The 21,248-nt window shown below is 41.6% G+C and carries 18 protein-coding genes; 11 read left to right on the top strand and 7 right to left on the bottom strand.

The window, feature by feature from the left end:
- Positions 1–109: 109 nt before the first annotated feature.
- The gene (locus tag ACE4RR_RS14970) at positions 110–1,342 is read left to right on the top strand and encodes an aminopeptidase (protein ID WP_375536240.1); all 1,233 of its coding nucleotides are present in this window, start codon (positions 110–112) and stop codon (positions 1,340–1,342) included.
- A gap of 37 nt (positions 1,343–1,379) precedes the next feature.
- Positions 1,380–2,195: a pyridoxine/pyridoxal/pyridoxamine kinase gene (pdxK, locus tag ACE4RR_RS14965; RefSeq protein WP_375536239.1), complete on the top strand. Its 816-nt coding sequence runs from the start codon at positions 1,380–1,382 to the stop codon at positions 2,193–2,195.
- A 144-nt stretch (positions 2,196–2,339) separates the two neighbouring features.
- Here the strand turns inward: pdxK and ACE4RR_RS14960 are convergent, their stop codons facing one another.
- Together ACE4RR_RS14960 and ACE4RR_RS14955 are read right to left on the bottom strand one after the other, a co-directional pair.
- A complete protein-coding gene (locus tag ACE4RR_RS14960; RefSeq protein ID WP_375536238.1) occupies positions 2,340–2,894 on the bottom strand; it encodes a sugar O-acetyltransferase in 555 nt (184 codons plus the stop codon).
- A 90-nt stretch (positions 2,895–2,984) separates the two neighbouring features.
- Positions 2,985–4,397, bottom strand: coding sequence for a SpoVR family protein (locus tag ACE4RR_RS14955; protein ID WP_375536237.1), 1,413 nt, complete (start codon positions 4,395–4,397; stop codon positions 2,985–2,987).
- 152 nt (positions 4,398–4,549) lie between these two features.
- On the opposite strand from ACE4RR_RS14955, the gene ACE4RR_RS14950 reads away from it, so the two are divergent.
- Together ACE4RR_RS14950 and ACE4RR_RS14945 are read left to right on the top strand one after the other, a co-directional pair.
- Positions 4,550–4,780 carry a hypothetical protein gene (locus ACE4RR_RS14950; protein WP_375536236.1) on the top strand — a complete coding sequence of 77 codons (231 nt, stop codon included), beginning with the start codon at positions 4,550–4,552 and terminating at the stop codon, positions 4,778–4,780.
- Positions 4,781–4,800: 20 nt separating this feature from the next.
- Positions 4,801–5,070 carry an acylphosphatase gene (locus tag ACE4RR_RS14945; RefSeq protein WP_375536235.1) on the top strand — a complete coding sequence of 90 codons (270 nt, stop codon included), beginning with the start codon at positions 4,801–4,803 and terminating at the stop codon, positions 5,068–5,070.
- 15 nt (positions 5,071–5,085) lie between these two features.
- Here ACE4RR_RS14945 and ACE4RR_RS14940 read toward each other — a convergent pair whose 3' ends face one another.
- Both ACE4RR_RS14940 and ACE4RR_RS14935 read right to left on the bottom strand, forming a co-directional pair.
- A complete protein-coding gene (locus tag ACE4RR_RS14940) occupies positions 5,086–5,937 on the bottom strand; it encodes an arylamine N-acetyltransferase (protein ID WP_375536234.1) in 852 nt (283 codons plus the stop codon).
- A gap of 117 nt (positions 5,938–6,054) precedes the next feature.
- A complete protein-coding gene (locus ACE4RR_RS14935) occupies positions 6,055–7,794 on the bottom strand; it encodes a phospho-sugar mutase (RefSeq protein ID WP_375536233.1) in 1,740 nt (579 codons plus the stop codon).
- Between the two features lie 318 nt (positions 7,795–8,112).
- Between ACE4RR_RS14935 and ACE4RR_RS14930 the strand changes: the two genes are divergently transcribed.
- Complete coding sequence (locus ACE4RR_RS14930; protein WP_375536232.1) at positions 8,113–8,280, top strand: hypothetical protein; 168 nt, start codon at positions 8,113–8,115, stop codon at positions 8,278–8,280.
- Positions 8,281–8,498: 218 nt separating this feature from the next.
- Here the strand turns inward: ACE4RR_RS14930 and ACE4RR_RS14925 are convergent, their stop codons facing one another.
- Positions 8,499–10,184: a glycerol-3-phosphate dehydrogenase/oxidase gene (locus ACE4RR_RS14925; RefSeq protein ID WP_375536231.1), complete on the bottom strand. Its 1,686-nt coding sequence runs from the start codon at positions 10,182–10,184 to the stop codon at positions 8,499–8,501.
- A 164-nt stretch (positions 10,185–10,348) separates the two neighbouring features.
- On the bottom strand, positions 10,349–10,897 hold the full coding sequence (locus ACE4RR_RS14920) for a glycerol-3-phosphate responsive antiterminator (protein WP_375536230.1): 549 nt from the start codon (positions 10,895–10,897) through the stop codon (positions 10,349–10,351).
- Between the two features lie 251 nt (positions 10,898–11,148).
- On the opposite strand from ACE4RR_RS14920, the gene glgB reads away from it, so the two are divergent.
- The 5 genes from glgB to ACE4RR_RS14895 are packed head-to-tail and all read left to right on the top strand — an operon-like array spanning position 11,149 to position 19,274.
- Complete coding sequence (gene glgB / locus ACE4RR_RS14915; protein WP_375536229.1) at positions 11,149–13,068, top strand: 1,4-alpha-glucan branching protein GlgB; 1,920 nt, start codon at positions 11,149–11,151, stop codon at positions 13,066–13,068.
- Entirely contained in the window at positions 13,065–14,219 is a 1,155-nt protein-coding gene (locus tag ACE4RR_RS14910) for a glucose-1-phosphate adenylyltransferase (protein ID WP_375536228.1), read from the top strand. The genes glgB and ACE4RR_RS14910 overlap by 4 nt, the downstream gene beginning before the upstream one ends.
- A gap of 38 nt (positions 14,220–14,257) precedes the next feature.
- Positions 14,258–15,364, top strand: a complete 1,107-nt coding sequence (gene glgD / locus ACE4RR_RS14905) for a glucose-1-phosphate adenylyltransferase subunit GlgD (RefSeq protein WP_375536227.1) — start codon at positions 14,258–14,260, stop codon at positions 15,362–15,364.
- Between the two features lie 21 nt (positions 15,365–15,385).
- Positions 15,386–16,798 (top strand): glycogen synthase, encoded by a 1,413-nt coding sequence (locus tag ACE4RR_RS14900; RefSeq protein ID WP_375536226.1) that lies wholly within the window; start codon positions 15,386–15,388, stop codon positions 16,796–16,798.
- A gap of 46 nt (positions 16,799–16,844) precedes the next feature.
- Entirely contained in the window at positions 16,845–19,274 is a 2,430-nt protein-coding gene (locus ACE4RR_RS14895; RefSeq protein WP_375536301.1) for a glycogen/starch/alpha-glucan phosphorylase, read from the top strand.
- Positions 19,275–19,346: 72 nt separating this feature from the next.
- On the opposite strand, the gene ACE4RR_RS14890 is transcribed toward ACE4RR_RS14895, so the two are convergent.
- On the bottom strand, positions 19,347–20,276 hold the full coding sequence (locus ACE4RR_RS14890) for a bile acid:sodium symporter family protein (RefSeq protein ID WP_375536225.1): 930 nt from the start codon (positions 20,274–20,276) through the stop codon (positions 19,347–19,349).
- Between the two features lie 171 nt (positions 20,277–20,447).
- On the opposite strand from ACE4RR_RS14890, the gene msrA reads away from it, so the two are divergent.
- On the top strand, positions 20,448–20,978 hold the full coding sequence (gene msrA / locus ACE4RR_RS14885; RefSeq protein ID WP_375536224.1) for a peptide-methionine (S)-S-oxide reductase MsrA: 531 nt from the start codon (positions 20,448–20,450) through the stop codon (positions 20,976–20,978).
- The last annotated feature ends 270 nt before the right edge of the window (positions 20,979–21,248 follow it).

The raw sequence follows: 21,248 nt of genomic DNA, 5'->3' as shown, positions 1-21,248 counted from the left end.
GATATGTTACAATATGCTTGGAAACAGGTAAAACATGCTAATTAATGGGAATACTTCACGTATTTTACGCTGAATCTAAAAATGTATGATTTTAAAAGGAGCTGTGACTATGACTGATTTCGAGCGAAATTTAAAACAGTATTCTGAACTTGCCATAAGAATGGGAGTTAATCTGCAGCGAGGACAGACACTCGTAATATCTGCACCGATTACTTCTGATGAATTCGTTCGGCTGCTTGCCGAAGAAGCATATGGAGCGGGGGCAAAGAATGTACATGTCGACTGGGTAGACGAAAAGCTGACACGTCTCAAATTTGATAAAGCTCCAGATGAAGCTTTTAAGGAATATCCACAATGGCTTGCAAAAGGAAGAGAAGAACTGGCTGAAAGTGGAGCTGCCTTTATCACTGTAAAGTCTACAGATCCGGATCTTTTAAAAGGTGTAAAACCGAGCAGGGTTGCAGATGCCAACAAAGCTGCAGGAGAAGCAATGGATGTTTTCCGATCTTATATTCAATCAGACAAAGTCAGCTGGCTTGTAATTGCTACACCTTCAAAAGGCTGGGCAAAGAAAGTGTTTCCCGATGACACACCGGAAAAAGCCGAAAAAAATCTCTGGAAGGCTATTTTTTCAGCTGTAAGAGCTGATGTAAATGATCCTGTAAAAGAGTGGGAAAAGCTTGACCAAACGCTCCAAAATAAAGCTGCAGCTTTAAATAATAAACGTTATAGTGCACTGCATTACACGGCTCCTGGCACTGACCTTGAAATTAAGCTCCCGGAAGATCATATTTGGGTTGGAGGCGGCGGCCCAAATCAGGACGGTGTGCATTTCATAGCTAATATGCCTACAGAAGAAGTATTTACAGTGCCCCACAAATATGGAGTAAACGGCTATGTAAAAAATACCAAACCTTTGAATTACAGCGGAAATATTATCGATGGATTTACTATCCATTTCAAAGACGGCAAAATTGTTGATTGGACTGCAGAAGAAGGGGAAGAAACGCTCTCGAATTTAATCGAAACCGACGAAGGTTCCCATTATTTAGGTGAAGTGGCATTAGTGCCCCACAGTTCACCAATTTCGCAGACCGGGATTCTTTTTTATAATACCCTGTTCGATGAGAATGCCTCAAACCATCTTGCCATTGGAAGTGCCTATGCATTTTGTGTTAAAAACGGCTCAGACTTGTCTAAAGAAGAAAAAGATAAGCAAGGATTAAATACCAGCATTACTCACGTCGATTTTATGATCGGTTCAGCAGAAATGAATATTGATGGTATCCTAAACACTGGACAAAAAGAAGCTATATTCCGCAGCGGAGAATGGGCGGAGTAATCCACTGCTGCGTCTTTAAAAGAGAGGAGATTATAAGATGGCTTTAAAAAAAGTATTAACCATTGCTGGTTCTGACACGAGCGGCGGAGCTGGTATACAGGCAGATCTGAAAACTTTCCAGGAGCTTGGCGTATATGGAATGACCTCTTTGACAACCATCGTAGCCCAGGACCCTCATAACAATTGGTATCATACTGTATATCCGCAGGATACAGATGTACTCGATGCTCAATTGGAAACTGTGCTTGCTGGAATTGGTACGGACGCCGTAAAAACCGGAATGCTTGGTTCTATTGACACAATTAATTTAGTCGCAAGAAAAGTCGATCAGTATAATATTGAAAAATTAGTAGTAGATCCTGTTATGGTCTGCAAAGGAGCTGACGAAGCATTACATCCTGAAACAGACAAATGTCTGCGTGAAGTCCTTGTTCCTAAAGCTCTGGTTGTAACTCCAAACTTATTTGAGGCTGCGCAGATAGCTGGTCTTTCCTCCATTCGAAACATTGATGAGATGAAAAATGCAGCTGAGATAATTTATGAGCTCGGTCCCTCTTTTGTCATTGTAAAAGGTGGAGGAGAAACTGGAGAGGAGACATCTGTAGATGTTTTTTATGATGGAAAATCATTTGATATGATTGAAGCTGAAAAAATTCACACGAAATACACGCATGGAGCTGGGTGCACTTATTCAGCCGCAATTACTGCCGAACTTGCAAAAGGCAGACCAGTAAGAGAAGCAATTGAAACAGCAAAGCAGTTTATCCAGGCAGCCATTCAAGACTCCTTCCCGCTCAATGAATATATAGGACCTGTAGATCATACTGCGCACAGGCATCAAACAGCGAAATAAAAGGATAAAGCTGAAGGGACAGTCTAAAAAGCTTTCGATGATCAAAAATGATTGTCGGAAGCCTTTTGCTTGATACCTTAAGTGAGAACCCAGCAGTCGCTTCCGCCAGACACTTCCTTGCAGGCTCTTTAGATATGTTTTCATTCAATCGATTTTTTTGATAACTTTGCAAGGATTTCCTGCTGCAAAAACAGCTGCCGGCACATCCTTTGTAACAACACTTCCTGAGCCTATGACTGTATTATCCCCAATTGAAACTCCTGGATTTATAATTGCTCCTCCACCAATCCATACATTATCGCCAATTCTTACCGGCCTGCCATTTTCAAGGCCTCTATTCCGCACTTGCGCCGATAACGGATGAGTGGCTGTATAAATATGTACACCTGGTCCAAGCATGACATTATCACCGAACGAAACTTCACACACATCCAGAAAAACACAGTTGAAATTAGCAAAGAAATTTTTTCCCGTGTGGATATTAAAGCCATAGTCACAGCGGAAATCCGGCTCAATATGAATATCTTCTCCAGTTTTTCCAAAAAGCTGCATCAGAATCTCCGCCTGTTTCTCATACTCGCCGCCCGTGGTATCATTAAATAATTTAGTAAGCTTGCGAGCCTCTTCCCTTCCTGTCACGAGTTCCTTATCCCATGGTTGATACAATTCACCACTCAGCATTTTTTCTTTTTCTGTCATTTCATATTCAACCTTCCTTGAGTAAACTTCATTTATCTTACGACACGGCTTTAAAAGAAACAAGCGGCCTTCTGAAAGACCGCCTGGTGACTACAAAGATTTTCTGTGCATCCTCCTTCCATCAAAGCTGAAGAGGACTTCACTGTCTTCAATTACAGTTTCCACATGCACTGTCCTGCCCCAGAGCTGATGTACATAGGGAAGAGTTTTTTCGAGATATTTTAAATCAAGCTCCTCTTCTTCATAATGATGCTTTAAATATAGCTCCCCTGCTTTTGCATAATCGCCGTCTTCCACTGTCAAATATGGGAAGCCTCCATTTACCCGCGATCTAATGAGCTGGTCTCTGACGTTTTCCCATTCTTTATCTACGATTTTATATTCTCTGCCCTGTTTCTGAAAAAGGTATAAATCCTCTCTTTGCACCAGCTTTTTGGTAACATAATTCCGTATAAATGAAGTATCAGATTCAAGTTCGCGTACTTCATAAAGTTTTTGAATTCCGCTTCCTGGTTTTACACCGAGTTGTAATAGATGTTCATCCGGCTTATCATATCTTCTTTCTATTTCTTCAAAGATTTTTAATCCTAAATAATAAGGATTGATGGATGTAGTAGAAGGCTGGACAACACTGGCATTTAATTTTGCAAATTCAATACTTTCTTCTTCAGTTAAATCAAGCTCACGTAAAATTTTTGCATGCCAGTAGGAAGCCCAGCCTTCATTCATAATTTTCGTTTCTAATTGCGGCCAGAAATAAAGCATTTCTTCCCTCATCATCGTTAAAATATCCCGCTGCCAATCTTCAATCTCTCTGCTGTATTCCTCTAAGAACAATAACAGATCCTTTTCTGATTTTGGCGGGAAACTTTTTTTGCGTTTTTGGGGAAGTTGTTCTTTCTCTCTCTCTTTCTCTTCAAGTGACCATAGATCATCATATAATCCTTTTTTCCTTGAAGGAATCCCCTCTTCTTCATCCATGTTCCACAGCAATTTAGGACGTATCAGACTAGGGTCTATATGCTCCTGAATCGAAAGAACAGCATCCAGAAAATCTTCTACCTCCTGATGACCATATTGCATTTCATAGCGAGAAATCCGTTCTGCCGCCGCTGCCATGCTTTCTACCATATCGTTTCTCGTATTGGAAAAACGGACATTATTCTTAAAAAAGTCACAATGCGCTAAAACGTGAGCTACTATTAATTTATTTTGTATTAAAGAATTACTGTCGAGTAAAAATGCATAGCATGGGTTAGAATTAATGACCAGTTCATAAATTTTACTTAATCCCAAATCATAATGCAGCTTCATTTTGTGAAATTGTTTCCCGAAGGACCAGTGCGAATATCGAGTAGGCATTCCATACGCCCCAAAGGTATAAATAATGTCAGATGGGCAGATTTCATACCTCATAGGATAAAAATCAAGACCGAATCCTTCCGCGATTTCTGTTATTTCTTCTATAGCTTCAAACAACGCTTTTTCTTCCTCAGCTCTCAACGTTCTTCCTCCTTTCTACTTGCTTTCACTATATGAACATAAACGCTGCATTAGACTGTTTCGGTTATTATAGAAAGTGGTTGATTTTTTTCAAAGAGGGAATGACAATGATATACTTAATGGGAACAATTACAAGCTGAAGGTGATGTTATATGGAGCTTGTCCGCTGCAAAAAAAATGTTATAAAAAAATTAGAATTTGATTTTATCGAATCAGATCCTCCTAAAATATTGTTTCGTGAGGGGTACTTTTACCCCGTTTTCAAGGATGCGTATGGGGTTTGGATGACCACAGATGAAGAAGGTATTCCGCATGTCATATCAGAATCAGAGGATAATCCAGAACAGGATCCCTGGTTTGGTGTTCATTTTATAAAAGCTTAACGAAAGGAGACTTGTTACTGATGAAACAGCATATTATTGTTCATGGAACTGTACAGGGAGTTGGGTTCCGTCATTTTGTACAAACGGAGGCAGAAAAACATGGAGTAAACGGATGGGTACGAAATAAATCTGATGGAACAGTCGAAGTGAAAGCAGAATCTGATGAACAAACGATGGGAGGGTTTCTCGATTCAGTAGCTGGAGGCAATAATTTCTCAAAAGTGGATCACCTGGATATCGAAGCGACAGACAGCGTTGAACACAACGGGTATTTTTCCGTGAAATATTAAAAAAGAAAGAGGACATCAGCTCCCTCTTTCTTTTTTTGTTTCCTCAAATAAAGCAATTTGTTTTTCCTCCAGAATAGATAAAGCATGATCAAGTGGAAGACGTGGAAAATTAAACTCTTCGTGCAATATACAGCGGAGAGACTCCCGGTCTGAAACACTTTTCACTAATACTCCTCCGCTTGCATTACGAATCGTAAAGTGACGATTGTTTATTGATAAACCACGTCTCTTTTCGGGCTGCCACAGCTGGCAGCGTAACTTATTCATAAAGGGTGCAGTATCTTTATACGTATTTTTTACCCAGGGATAAAACTCTTTCTCTTCTAGTTCATCGTAAATGGAAAATGTCCATTTTTTATTAATAATCTGATCTCCCCGCACCCTGATATAGCTGTATACCCCTTTTTGCGGGCCAGGTAGAAAAAGCAGCTTCTCCCCCGCAAAGGCAGGGATCATTTTTTTTCTTCCTTCAAAGGAAATAGGATCGAATAAAGGAGCTGTAGTGCCGACGTCCACATACATATTATTATGAGAAGACTCTGGATCTTTTAAGACAATTGCCATATGGTCTTCTCCCGGATGAATATAATATCCTTCAAAACCAAGAGCTTTAAGAAGCTTTAAAAGGTTTGCATTCAGGGCAAAACATGTGCCGCCCGTATGGCGATTATGATGAGAAGCTAAAAACTCTTCCGGACCTGGTATCGATACCGTTCCATTGCGTTGTTCTTTAGAAATCAGTTTACTGATATTCTCAAATGGAAACGTCCGAATATGCGCCCGGATAATTTTTTTCAAGAATGCTCGTGAGGGTTTTTCCTGCAGCAGTGTAAGGGTACGGAGGTAATCTCTGACCCAGTCTTGCATACTCAATCTCCTTTTCTACAACTAAACTTCTGTTATACATTCAACAGCAGATACATGTCTTTTGAAAGTATAACAATAAGACACAGGGAGTTTCCATCCCCCCTGCGTCTTTTCTCCTTACAGCATTTGCTGCACCTGGGCCATAACATCCATTTTTAATTGAAGAAGCTCTTCTTCCGCCTGTTTGAGACTGCCTTCATTCACACCAAAGTAGAATTTTATTTTCGGTTCCGTTCCGGAAGGCCGAATGCAGAACCATGCCCCATCCTCCCGCTTATACTTTAAAACGTTGGAAACAGGAAGTTCAATGGTTTCTGTGCGCCCTGGATCTTTCAGATACGTTCGTTCACAAGTTTTGTAGTCTTCCAGAAGTAATATTTCTCTTCCCCCAATTATTTGAGGAGGAGACAAACGAAAAACCTTTATAATCTCCTCAATTTTTTCTGCCCCTTCTTTTCCTTTCAAGGTAAGAGAATCCAAATCCTCAAGGTAACAACCGTACCTTTGATAAATATCTAATAAGCCGTCATATAGGGTTTTTCCTTGTTCCTTATACCAAAGAGTCATTTCTGCACTTAAAAGTGCTGCCTGGACGGCATCCTTGTCCCTTACGAAATCTCCAATCAAATAACCGTAAGATTCCTCATACCCAAATTGAAATGTATATTCACCTGACTGCTCAAACTTCTTTATTTTTTCTCCGATAAATTTAAATCCGGTTAAAGTGTCCATTACAGTCATTCCATAGTTTTCTGCAATCGTACGGCCAAGCTCAGACGTAACAATGGTTTTCATTACAATGCCGTTCTCAGGAAGAATTCCTTTTTTTTGTTTCTGAGAAAGCAAATATTCCAGCATAAGCGCGCCTGTCTGATTGCCTGTTAATACTTGATAATGGTTGTCCTTGCCGCGGACAGCAAGGCCTACTCTGTCTGCATCAGGGTCTGTTGCAATTAAAACATCTGCACTAGTTTTATCCCCCTCAGCAATCGCGTGTTCAAATGCTGCTTTTTCCTCCGGATTAGGACTCCTAACTGTTGAAAATTCTGGGTCAGGAAGAGCCTGATCTTTCACGATTGTCACATCTGTAAATCCAGAAGTCTCTAAGGCTCTCATTACCGGGATATTTGCTGTGCCGTGAAGCGGGGTAAAGACTACAGATACATTTCCACCTTTAGATTGAGTGAGTTCTGGATTAACTAATATTGTTTGAAGTTCATTATTATAAGCGTTATCTATTTGTTCTCCAATTATTTTTAACAATCGATCTGCTTTCATTTCCGTAATATCGGCAGTTGGTATTTCGAGTTCATTTTCTACGGACTCCACTTTTTCAATAAGTGTTTCCGCCGGCCCTGGCGGAAATTGGCCGCCATCTTCGCCATATACCTTAAATCCGTTATACTCTGGTGGATTGTGGCTTGCCGTAATAACAATGCCCGCGAATCCATTTAAATATCGAACGGCAAAGGAAAGCTCAGGAGTTGGACGTAATTCCTGGAAGACATAAGCCTGAATGCGATGGGCCCCTAATGTTTGAGCAGCCTCCATAGCAAATTCCTGCGAACGGTGCCGGGAATCGTAGGCGATAACAACACCGCGTTCTTTAGCTTCTTCGCCGTGATCCTCTATATATCTAGCGAGCCCTTCTGCCGCCCGCCGGATCGTATATTTGTTCATCCGGTTAGTACCAGGGCCGATCTCTCCTCGCATACCGCCTGTTCCAAATTCTAAGTATTTGTAAAAGCTGTCTTCGAGCTGCTTATCCTGTTCCGTTATTAAGCTGAGCTGGTCTTTTAATTCAGAGTCAAGCTCAAGAAAATCAGACCAGCGTTTCCAATTCTGCCTCCAAGCCATCAGCAATCAACTCCATTTCAATATTTATCACAAGTATAGTAAAAATATGACGAAACTGCACGCAATATTTCCAAAATTCTCTAAAAAGCAGAGCATTTTCGATAATTAAAGTAAACTGCCAAAAACCCGGTGGTCACTGAAAAAGTCCTTTCTAATCTGAAAGAGCTTGTAAAGTTTGTAGTGGATTCTCACGAATCAATTAGCGGTGGATGCTTGCCGCGGGCACGGCCTCAGCTAGGGGCTGTAGCAAAAGCCCCTTTTTATAGAAAAAGTAGTATCCTAAATAGAAGATAGCAGGGGACAAGTCCGAAGACTCCAGTGGGAAGAGCAGCGGCTGAAGATCCGCCGGGCGCGGGTTTCGCCCGGTTAGCTGAAGCGCTGCCCACGGAAAGCGAAGGACTTGTCCACTGCTTATTTTACCATGCAAAAGGGGCGAGTATCATTTATGATACAGCCCCGGATCTTCAGCTCGCGCTGTTCCCGTGACGCACCGGACGTGCCAGTGTCAATGTTGGCCACAGAACGTGGCCGGTTTTAATCGACCTGGCGTCCCCACCGAATGCTCATCGTGGAATCAACATAGGGAAAACGAAAAAGAGATCCACAATCAAGTGGGGATTTTCCAAGAATACATTCTTACATATGATGAACCTTCAAGTAGTACAAAAAAGGAGCCCGATTTCGGACCCCTGTATAAATAATAATTATATTCCAATCCTGGAAAAATCGTTATCCACTTCTTCTACTGGCAGTTTTGCATAATTAACTTCAGTCTGAAGTTCCGTTTTATGTTGATTTGTCTCCTCCTCGGTCCAGCCAAGCTCTGCTTTCATAAACGCTGTTACACCATCCTGCCATTTTCCAACGTCCTCTATCGCAAAATATAATTTACCAGTTCTGCGGTTAAAAAAATCAAGAGGTGTAGCTGACATTTCATATTCTAAGGCGTAAATGAGCTGGGCAGCCAACTTTAATGGCAGTCCTGAATCTTTCGCTTTCTTTATATTTTCCTCCAGCAATTCAAATATTTTCAGTGCATTGGAGCCGTAAAACCGCAGTAAGAATTCTGCTTCTTCTTTTGCAAGTCCAGCTTCCACTCCTTTAAAAGCTTCTTTTTTCACAAACGTTTCAAATCCGGAAGATCCTCCCACGTTTCCCCCGGAGAGAGGAACCTCTGCGGTCGGACATGGAGCATGCAGGTTCATCTGCTTCACAATAAGATTAACTATTTTATCAGCCATCTTCCGGTAACCAGTCAGCTTGCCTCCGGCGATGGATATTAAACCGGAATCCGAAACGAACACTTCATCCTTCCGCGAGATCTCTGAAGCTGATTTTCCTTCTTCATATATAAGCGGGCGCAGGCCTGCCCAGCTGGATTCTACATCTTCCGTGGACAGCTTCAATGATGGAAACATGTTATTTACCATTTTTAGAATATAATCCCGATCCTCGATTGTCATTCTTGGCGAGGCGATCTCAGCATCATAAGTCGTATCTGTCGTTCCAACATACGTTTTCTTATCTCTTGGAATGGCAAAAAGCATTCTTCCATCAGGAGCATCAAAGTAGGTGGCCTGGCGGAGTGGAAAGCGGTGGCGGTCAAAAACTAAATGTGTTCCTTTCGTTAAGTGAAGATGCTTCCCTGTTTTAGACCCGTCTTTATCGCGAAGGTTATCAACCCATGGTCCTGCTGCATTCACAATATTTTCAGCGTAAATGCTATACGTTCTGCCATTCAGCAAATCCTTTACCTGCACGCCTTTGATTCTGCTTCCTACATAAATAAAACTTTCGGCTCTCGTGTAATTTACCGGATTTGCTCCAAGTTCAGCACCCTTTTTTATTGCTTCAAGTGTCAGTCTGGCGTCGTCCGTTCGATATTCGACATAGACCCCGCTGCCGATAAGGTCCTCTGTACGCAGAAGCGGTTCTTTTTCTAACGTTTTACCTTTGGTTAGCATAAAACGCTGTTCTTCTTTTTTTACCTTGGCAAGAGCATCATATATTCGGAGTCCGAAAGATGTTGCCGTTCTGCCAAAGGTTCCTTTTTTAATAATTGGCAGTAGCATCCATTGCGGTTCAGTAACATGAGGGGCATTTTCATAAACGACCGCTCGTTCTTTTCCAACTTCTGCCACAAGTTTAACTTCCAATTGTTTGAGATACCGAAGGCCTCCATGAACGAGTTTCGTGGATCTGCTTGAAGTACCGGCAGCAAAATCCTGCATTTCAATCAGGCCTGTTTTTAGTCCTCTTGCCGCAGCGTCCAATGAAATTCCAGCGCCGGTTATACCTCCGCCAATGACAAGAATATCAAGTTTTTCTTCACTCAGCTGTTCAAGACGAGATGTCCGTGATGCTGTAGATAATGAGTAGTTATTATTCATTTGGTACCTCCTATACAATAAATGCCGGGAAATAAAAAAGACCGCAGTAAACACCGGACTCTCTATCCGGATTACTGCGGTCTCTCCTTACCTCCGACCAAATTAACTTAACATAATTGTACACTTTTCCTGTTTTTATTGCAATCGAACAGGGAAACAAGAAATTAGATATCCCAAAGCTCTTTGCGGGTAGTGGAAATAGCCACTGCTCCTGCTCCTAAAGCAGCTTCCGCCTCTTCTTTCGTTCTAATTAAGCCGCCTGCGACAATAGGAAGCTTAGTTTTTTCCGCCACTTCCCTGATCATTCCAGGAATGACTCCAGGAAGAACTTCAATCACGTCAGGTTTAACGTCATCTATTAGTCGATAGCTCGTCTCAAGTGCTATCGAATCAAGCAGAAATAAACGCTGGACGGCTGTCATCTTATGCTGCCTGGCGGTTTTCAACATTTGTTTTCGGGTAGAAATTAATCCTTCAGGTCTAAGCTGCTGGCATATAAACTGGGCTGCATATTCATTTTGGGCCAGACCCTGAATTAGATCAGCATGAAGCAGAACCTTTTTATTCGCTTTTTTTGCTAAACCTATCATGCTTTTAAGCTGCGCAATGTGACTGTTCAATAAAACAATAAACTCATGGTGCCCTCTTAACAAAGACTCAAATTCTTTTTCAGTACGGGCAGCAGGCAGAACGTTTCCTTCATTAAACACCATTAAATCTTCCTTCCAGGCAATTTATTATGAATTCTGTATTTATTATACAATTTAAATTGTATGACTTCTATTCGCTGTTACATCCTGCTGTCGAAAATTAAATAACAGCGTGAAAAATTTGTAAAATATTTATGAATTTCTTTCAAAAATAGAAGGGTTTCCACTTTTTATATAGAATGGAACAGATAGATTCTTTTGACTAAACACACGTAACCGAAGAGATTTTGATCGTCTCATGATGGAGGATTTAAATGGAAAATATTCCAGTATCAGAAAATGATGTATTTTTATTCCACCAAGGAACGTCTTATTTCAGCTACAAGTTTCTTGGAAGTCACGCTGTAAAGGAAAATGAAAATCAAGGTTTTACTTTTTCAGTCTGGGCGCCGCATGCTTCTTCAGTCGGTGTAGCTGGAGATTTTAACAATTGGAATTCTTCCGGCCACCAGCTTGAACGCATTCCATCTTCAGGTATCTGGAGTGGTGTTATTTACGGGATTTCACCAGGAACACGCTACAAATATGAAATTTTCTCTGAGACTGGAGAGCGTCTTCTCAAGGCCGATCCTTATGCTGTCCAATCAGAGGTCAGGCCAAACACTGCCTCTCTTACTCCTTCCTCTGCTGCTTTTCAATGGACGGACAGCGAGTGGCAGAAACTCCAGGAACGTGTAGACCCTTATGAATCGAAAATGCTTATTTACGAGCTTCATGCAGGTACCTGGCAGAAACACCCGGACGGAACGGATTTATCCTACAGAGAGCTTGCTGACCGTCTCATCCCTTACATTCTCGAATTAGGATATACCCACATTGAACTTCTTCCTCTGGCAGAGCATCCATTTGACGGTTCATGGGGGTATCAGATCACTGGATTTTTCTCTGTTACGAGTAGGTATGGATCACCTGATGATTTCAAATACTTTGTCAATTCTTGCCACGAGAACAATATCGGTGTGATTATGGATTGGGTCCCCGGGCATTTTTGCAAGGATGACCATGGCCTCCGCTTATTTGACGGCAAACCATTATATGAATATGAGGATTCAAGAAAGGCAGAAAAATCGACATGGGGAACATTAACATTTGATTTTGGGAAACCAGAAGTTCAAAGCTTTCTCGTTTCCAATGCCCTGTTCTGGATGGAAGAATATCACATCGACGGTCTCCGGGTTGACGCTGTAGCAAGTATGCTTTACTTGAATTTTGAGAAGCAGGATCACGAGGAACTCATCGTGAATTCATACGGAGGTGAAGAAAATCTAGAGGCGGTTGCCATCCTGAAAAAATTAAACGAAACAGTATTTCGTTATTTTCCAAATGCTTTAATGATGGCGGAAGAAAGCTCAGCCTGGCCGCTCGTCAGCGCTCCTGTACATGCAGGCGGACTTGGATTTAACTTTAAATGGAATATGGGCTGGATGAATGATGTGCTTGAATATATGGAAATGGATCCGTTATACCGAAAGTATAATCACGGACTTCTGACGTTTTCTTTTATGTACGCCTTTTCAGAAAATTACGTTCTGCCTTTTTCACATGATGAAGTCGTCCATGGCAAACGTTCACTTTTACAAAAAATGCCCGGTGATCAATGGAAACAATTTGCACAGCTCCGCCTTCTTTATGGTTACATGGCCGCACACCCAGGAAAGAAACTGTTATTCATGGGGTCGGAGTTTGCCCAGTATGATGAATGGAAAGACAGAGAAGATCTCGACTGGAACATTTTAGATTTTCCTCTCCATCACGCAATGCTTTCCTACGTAAAGGCTCTAAACAGCTTTTATTCACATGAGCCGGCTTTCTTTGAAAAAGACCATGACGGTGACGGATTCTCCTGGATAGACGCTGATAACAACGAGCAGAGTATCATTGCCTTTACACGAAAAGGTAAGAACCCGGCAGATGAAATCGTAATTTTATGTAATTTTACTCCAGAAGTACGCTATGATTTTCGGCTTGGTGTTCCCTTTCCAGGGTCTTACTCGGAGCTGTTCAATTCTGATAAAAGCGAATATGGTGGTTCCGGGCAGATAAATCAATCGATTTTATTTTCAGAACCCGAACCATCGCATAATCAAAATCAATCTATACAATTAAAGGTTCCGCCGTTTGCCATTTCAGTGCTGAAAAAAAGACAGGAACCCGAGGAGGAGGCGCAGAAATGAAAAAAGAATGTGTTGGAATGCTGTTAGCCGGAGGGGAAGGTAAAAGACTCGGACTATTAACAAAGGATATGGCTAAACCTGCAGTATTTTTCGGAGGGAAATACAGAATTATTGATTTTACTCTCAGTAATTGTACGAATTCCGGTATAGACACGGTCGGTGTACTAACTCAATATGCACCGCTTGCCTTAAATGATCACCTGGGCATCGGCAGGCCGTGGGACATGGACAGAAAAGACGGAGGAGTTACAACCCTGCCGCCGTACACAGGGAAAGAAGGGGGAGACTGGTACAAAGGTACAGCGGATGCTATTTACCAAAACGTTCATTTTATAGATCAGTATAATCCTGAATATGTTTTAATTATTTCAGGTGACCACATTTATAAAATGAACTACGGTGCCATGCTCGACTTTCATAAAGAGCAGCAGGCAGACTCTACCATATCTGTCATAGAAGTACCATGGGAAGAAACATCCCGGTTCGGAATAATGAATACAGATGCAGATTATAACATTACTGAATTTCAGGAAAAGCCGGAAAATGCAAAAAACAACCTTGCTTCAATGGGCATTTATATATTTAACTGGAAGGCTTTAAGAGAATATCTGCTTGCAGATGCGAGGAACCCTGCCTCTTCTCATGACTTCGGCAAGGATATCATCCCGGCGATGATCGATAACGGTAAGAAGCTCTCTGCATTTCCTTTCCGGGGCTACTGGAAGGATGTTGGCACAATCGAAAGCTATTGGCAGGCAAATATGGACCTTTTACGCGAGGACCCTGAGCTGCGTCTTGACGACAATAATTGGAGGATTTATACAGTAAACCCCAATTATCCTCCGCATTACATCGGAGCAGAAGCAAATGTTAGACGTTCCTTAATAAATGAAGGATGTCAAATCTTCGGGGAAGTTCACAGTTCTATTTTATTCTTTGGAGTAGAAGTTGGAAAAAATGCGAAACTTACTGATTCTGTCATCATGCCCGAGGTTACCGTCGGTGAGGGTGCTGTCCTTGACAGAGTAATTGTAAAAGCCGGGACAAAAATTCCTAAAGGCTGCTATATTAAGCCTGGCCTTTCAAAAGAATTAATCGTTATAGATAACGACACTCAATTCGAAAAGTTCACGATAGCAAAGCAGACGTGATACTCTGATAAATTCTAAAGAGAAAGGATGAAGCATTCATGGCAACAATGATGGGAGTAGTAAATCTTGATCCAGAGCATGATTTTTTAAACGAACTAACTTACTTTCGGTGCGGCGCAGCCGCTCCTTTTGCAGGAAGATACCGGCTGATTGATTTTGCTCTCTCTAATATGAGCAATGCAAATATTAATGAGATAGCTGTGTTTGCGAGAAATAAATACCGCTCCTTGATGGATCACCTCGGCATTGGCTCAGAATGGGACCTTGACCGTAAAAGAGGCGGCCTCTTTATCCTTCCACCAGACTGGAATGACCCGACAGATGTTTCTAAAGGAGATTTGCAGCACTTTCACAATAATCGTGACTACTTCACACGTGGAGTCGCTCAATATGTAGTAGTCAGCGGCAGTCAATTTATTGGAAATGTTCCTCTGACAGAAGCATTTCGACATCATTTAAGAACTGAAGCAGATGTTACGTTAATTTCATCGACATTTGAAACTCCGGAAGAAGAGCATAAACAATGTATGAAAATCATCAATGATGACAATGGCTGGGTTGAAGCGATTACAAATGAAAAGGCTAACAATAAGGTTTTTACTGGTATATATATTATTGGAAAACGGCTTCTCCTTGACCTCGTAGAAGAATGTATTGCCCATGGTAAAGACAGCTTTTTCCACGATGGAATCAAACGAAACATTGACAGACTTCACATACAAACCTTTGAGTATGAAGGTTATGCGGCCGTAATTAATTCCCTGGAAAGCTATTATAAACAGAACATGAAACTGCTTGAATCTGAAAACTACCGCAGTCTCTTTTTCGATAATCAATTGATTTATACAAAAGTTAAAGATGAACCCCCTGCACGCTATAATGGAAATATCAACGTAAAAAACTCTCTAATAGCAAACGGCTGTGATATTAAAGGAGAAGTCGAAAACAGCATTTTATTCCGCGGCGTAAAAGTCGAGCCGGGTGCAAAAGTGAAAAACTCCATTATCATGCAGCGCTGCCGCATCAAAAACGGAGCAGACCTTGAATATGTTGTACTTGATAAAGATGTGTCCGTTTCACCTGACAAAAAGCTTTTAGGGGCATCTGAACACCCATTTGTCATCGCAAAACGAAAATCCATGTAATGTAGGAGAGGTGCCTCAATCATGCGCGTTTTATTCACTGCTTCTGAATGTACACCATTTATTAAGACCGGAGGGCTCGCAGATGTGGCCGGTTCTCTTCCGCGGGCACTCTCTCAACAGGACAATACAGAAGCTTCAGTTATTCTTCCGTATTATATGGACATTCCAGCTGCTTACAAACAAGCAATGAAAGAGCTGGGAAGTTTTATTGTTCCGGTCGGCTGGCGAAGACAGCAGGCGACGCTTTTAGTTCTTGAACATGAAAGCATTACGTATTATTTTATAAGAAATGACCATTATTTCGGGCGGCACGGGGCATATGGCTATTTTGACGACGGTGAACGCTTTGTTTTCTTCAGCAGGGCAGTCGTTGAAGCTCTCGCATTTCTGCCATTCATTCCAGATATTGTTCACAGCCATGATTGGCAGACCGGCCTGGTGCCTGCATTACTTAAAATTTTACAGCCGCTTCCGGATGTAAAATCAATATTTACTATTCACAATCTCCAGTATCAGGGTGCCATGCCGGGAGAAATGTTTTACGAATTATTAAACCTCGGCCCTGAGCATTTCTATGGTTTTGAGTGGAAAGGCGGCCTTAATTGTTTGAAAGCTGCCATCTATCATGCGGATAAAATTACGACCGTCAGCCCTTCTTATGCTGATGAGGTTAAGACCGCATATTATGGAGAAGGACTTGATCCGCTGCTGCGGGAGCGGAGCCACGATTTCTCCGGAATCGTAAACGGCATTGATGAAGACTCGTTTCACCCTGAGAAAGACGGATATTTAAATGAAACATATCTTCACTCGCCTTCAGCAAAAAAGAAAAACAAAACGAGTCTTCAAAAGGAATTAGGATTGCCTGTAAATCCCGATATTCCGATGATTGTCATTATCTCACGACTGGCTGATCAAAAAGGGTTATCTCTTGTTACGTATTTAATAGATGAAATTATGGCGGAAGGTTTCCAAATGGCAGTACTCGGTACGGGGGACCAGGAGCTTGAACATGCACTTGGTATGTCTTCTACTCATTTTACCGAACAGCTTGCCGTCCGGTTTTATTTTGATGAAGGTTTAGCAAGAAGAATGTATGCTGGAGCTGACTTCTTTCTTATGCCTTCCCGTTTTGAACCGTGCGGACTCGGTCAATTGATTGCATTAAGGTATGAAACAGCTCCAATCGTTAGGGAAACCGGTGGATTACGGGATACAGTCTTTCCCTTTAATGAACACACTGGAGAAGGAAATGGATTCAGCTTTACAAACTTTAACGCTCACGACATGCTGAACTCTATTCGCTACGCTAAAAGAATTTATGAGCAGCCAGAGCATCTGCAGGCATTATACCGTAACATCTATGCATCTTCTGTAGGCTGGGATCAATCAGCTGAAAAATATCTTTCCTTATATGCTGGGCTATTGCGTTGACTTTCCTAAATTTCCTGGGGCACGCCGGGGCAGGAGTGGATGAATGATGAAAAAAGCAGAAATGAAAGAAGCAATTCGAAACGCTTTAAGCAGTGTATTGGGAAAAACGGAAAAAGAAGCAACTGAAAATGATATTTATATTGCCTTAAGCACAATAATTATGGATAAGGTTAATAAGGATTGGTTTCATACCCATGAAACGTATAAGCAGGATAAAAATAAACAAGTATATTATTTCTCGATGGAGTTTCTACTTGGACGTTTGATGGAGTCAAATCTGCTGAATTTAGAAATGCTTACAAGCACGAATGAAGCTCTTAATTCTCTTGGGTTTTCTCCGGAAAATGTTTATGCCTGTGAACATGATGCGGGACTGGGAAACGGCGGACTTGGACGGCTGGCAGCGTGTTTCCTTGACTCTCTCGCTTCCCTGCAGATGCCGGGCCACGGCTGCGGCATCCGCTACAAATACGGGTTATTTGAACAGCGTTTTATCAATGGAAATCAAGTTGAGCTGCCTGATTATTGGCTTAAGGAAGATTATGTCTGGGAAACAAGGCGCTCTGACCTTTCTATACCTGTTCAATTTGGTGGAGAAATCGAAATGAAAGAAAGTAAAGGGAGGCTTTTATTTTCGTTAAAAGGAGCAGAAACTGTTACAGCCATACCATATGATGTTCCTGTCACTGGATATAACAATAAAACGGTGAATACGCTGCGTCTATGGAGTGCAGAGCCTTCTACCGCTAACGAAGATGAGTGGGATGAAACAGCTCATCATTATCAGGATTACCTTGCCTATAAACGTTCAGTAGAGCAGATATCTGAGTTTTTATATCCCGACGACTCTCACTTTGAAGGAAAGCGGCTCCGTCTCAAACAGCAATATTTTCTAGTTTCAGCCGGCTTACAAAGCATCATACGTTCGTTTAAAAAGCATCAGAACTTATCTTTATCCAGATTTTCTGAAAAGGTATCCATACAAATAAATGACACTCATCCAAGCTTAGTAGTTCCTGAATTAATGCGAATTCTGATGGATGAAGAAGGTTTCGGCTGGGAGGAAGCCTGGAGTATCACTACGTCAACTGTGGCTTATACAAATCATACAACACTGATTGAAGCACTTGAAACCTGGCCTTCTGACCTGCTTGCTTCACTGCTGCCGAGAATCTTTATGATTATTGATGAGGTCAATGAACGTTTTTGTCAGGGGCTCTGGTTTGATCATAAGGATATGAGACATTTGATTCCAGAACTTGCCGTCATCAGCCATGGCCAGGTGAAAATGGCTCACCTTGCTATCGTTGGCAGCCACAGCGTAAACGGGGTCGCAAAGATTCATACTGAAATTCTAAAAAAGAAAGAGATGAAGCACTTTTATCATTTGTACCCTGAAAAGTTTAATAATAAGACAAACGGAATTACACACAGGCGCTGGCTCATTCAAGCTAACCCCGAGTTATCAGATATCATCTCCTCTGCTATTGGAGACCAATGGAAGGAACGGCCAAAGGATTTAATAAAATTACTCCGTTTTGCCGGTGACTCCTCATTCCAGCAGAAAGCTGCCGAGGTAAAGAATTATAATAAGCAGGTTCTTGCTGCCCATATAAAAGAGAATACTGGTATTATCGTTGATGACAGATCTATTTTTGATGTCCAGATTAAGCGTCTGCACGGGTACAAGAGACAGCTATTAAACATTTTTCATGTTATTTATCTGTATAACACCTTAAAGGAAAACCCTCATCTCGATATTACTCCGAGAACGTTCATTTTCGGTGCGAAGGCAGCGCCCGGATATCATTTTGCTAAACAGGTCATTCGTCTGATATTAGCAGCGGCTGATTTAATCAATCATGATCCACAGGTCAAGGACAAATTAAAAGTAGTTTTCATGGAAAATTATAATGTCAGTCTGGCCGAAAAAATCATTCCTGCGACAGACGTGAGTGAACAAATCTCTACAGCAAGTAAAGAAGCTTCCGGTACCGGAAATATGAAACTGATGATGAACGGTGCCTTGACTATTGGAACACTGGATGGAGCAAATGTTGAGATCCATGATATGGTTGGAAAGGATAATATCTTTATTTTTGGACTCACGGCTGAAGAAGTGCTGGATTATTATCAGCTTGGAGGGTACTCTGCTCAGGACTTATATAATACCGATGAGCGCCTTCAGGCCATATTACACCAGCTCCGGGACGGTTTTTTTGGAAGAGATCTAGACTTTAAAGATATTTATTATAACCTGCTTTCACACAATGACGAATATTTTGTGCTTAAGGATTTCGATCAATACGAGGAAACACAGGAAAGAATCGAGCAGGTGTACCGAAACAAAAAGAAATGGATGGAAATGAGCATTACCAACATTGCTCATTCTGGTAAATTTTCAAGCGACCGAACCATAAAGGAATATGCTTCGGAAATATGGCGTCTACCACAAAAAGGAGTCGTTCCTCATTAATGAGGAACGACTTTTGTACTGCCCAGGGAGTGAAAAATAAGTAACATTCTTCAACGAATCCCTTCCTGATTATTATAGGTCTCTATTACGGTCTCTTCTTCCCCAGAGCGAGACCACAAGCGGACCCGAAATATTATGCCACACGGAAAATATAGCACTTGGAAGTGCAGCCAGCGGAGTAAAATGCACCGTCGCTAACTGAGAGCCTAAAGCTGAATTCTGCATACCGACCTCAATAGAAATTGCCCGGCGTTTCGTTTCGTCCAAACCTGCTGCTTTTGCTGCGGCATATCCAAGCAGCAGACCAAAGCCATTATGTAGAATAACAGCTGCGAAAACGAGCAGTCCGGTTGACGCGATATTTTCTTTATTTACGCCGACGACACCAGCAACGATAGCGATAATCGCAGTCATAGACACGAGAGGCAGAATTTTTACGCTTCTTGCCACTACTCCTGGACTCCACTTGTTTACCAGGATCCCTAACGCAATCGGGATAATGATTACTTGAAAAATAGATATAAACATGGAAAGCGGATCCACAGGAAGCCATTCGTCAGCCAGCAAAAGCAAAACAACCGGCGTTAACAACGGAGCAAGCATCGTCGATACAGAAGTCATCGCCACAGACACTGGTACATCCCCTTTTGCCAAATAAACCATTACATTCGAGGCTGTGCCTCCAGGGCATGCGCCAACAAGTACTAATCCGGCGGCTATTTCCGGAGGAAGCTGCAGTAAAACTGCAATAAGAAATGCTGCGAGCGGCATAATAACGAATTGTGCAGCAACACCAGCAAATACTGGAAGCGGCTTTTGAACCACCACTTTAAAATCAGAAATCTTTAAGGTTAAACCCATACCAAACATAATTATGCCAAGTAAAATAATAATATAATCCGTAATTCCCGAAAAAAATTCTGGCAGAATATAGGCAATCAAAGAAATTATAATAACAAAAACTGCAAAATACTTATTTACAAAAAGATTTAATCGATTCATTTTATCCCCGCCCTTTTTAAACTCTATTCATTTTGTCATTTTATCTCTCTTCCTTTAATCAATCAACCCTTTAAATGAGCAAAGTTTTATTTTAAAACTCTATAGTCTAATGACTTGACGATTCTTATTAATTATACGTTATGATAAAAGGAGATTATGGGAGGTGATAACTTGCAGGAGCCATTTGAAAAAGCTACGTTCGCTGGAGGATGCTTCTGGTGTATGGTGAAGCCTTTCGATGAAATGGAAGGAATACATCAGGTGATTTCCGGATATACAGGGGGAGATCTCCAAAACCCTTCATATGAACAGGTGAAAACTGGTACAACCGGCCACTTTGAAGCAGTGCAGATACTATTTGATCCAAGGGTATTTCCTTATAAAAAATTATTAGAGATTTATTGGCCGCAGATCGATCCTACTGATGGCAACGGACAGTTTCAAGACCGCGGGCCACAGTATCGTACTGCAATATTCTATCATAACGAGAAGCAAAAAGAGCTTGCGGTGCAGTCACGTGAGGAAATTGAGGAAAGCGGCCGCTTTCAAAATGAAATTGTTACAAAAATCATGCCAGCAGAGCATTTTTATCCAGCGGAAAAACATCACCAAAATTTTTATAAAACTCACAAAAAGCAGTACGAACAAGATCGAGAACGTTCAGGACGTGATGAGTTTATCGCAGGCCATTGGGGATATTAATACGAAAAGGGGCTGTATCATAAATGATTCTCGCCCCTTTTGCATGGTAAAAAAAGCAGTGGACAAGTCCTTCGCTTTCCGTGGGCAGCGCTTCAGCTAACCGGGCGAAACCCGCGCCCGGCGGATCTTCAGCCGCTGCTCTTCGAGGCTGCTGAAAAACCTGCATTTTATCTCCAACAAAAACGGAAGTTCAAAAAAGGACCCTTTTATTCCTCTATTGGAATAAAAGGGTCCTAAAATTTCAGATGTTTTGGGGTGTCTTGTTACTTT

Origin of the sequence: Alteribacillus sp. HJP-4 (assembly GCF_042139015.1) — a bacterium.
Lineage (GTDB): Bacteria > Bacillota > Bacilli > Bacillales > Marinococcaceae > JBHIKY01.
Note: the sequence above shows the minus strand (reverse complement) of the source record. Positions and strands in the feature narration are given on the sequence as shown.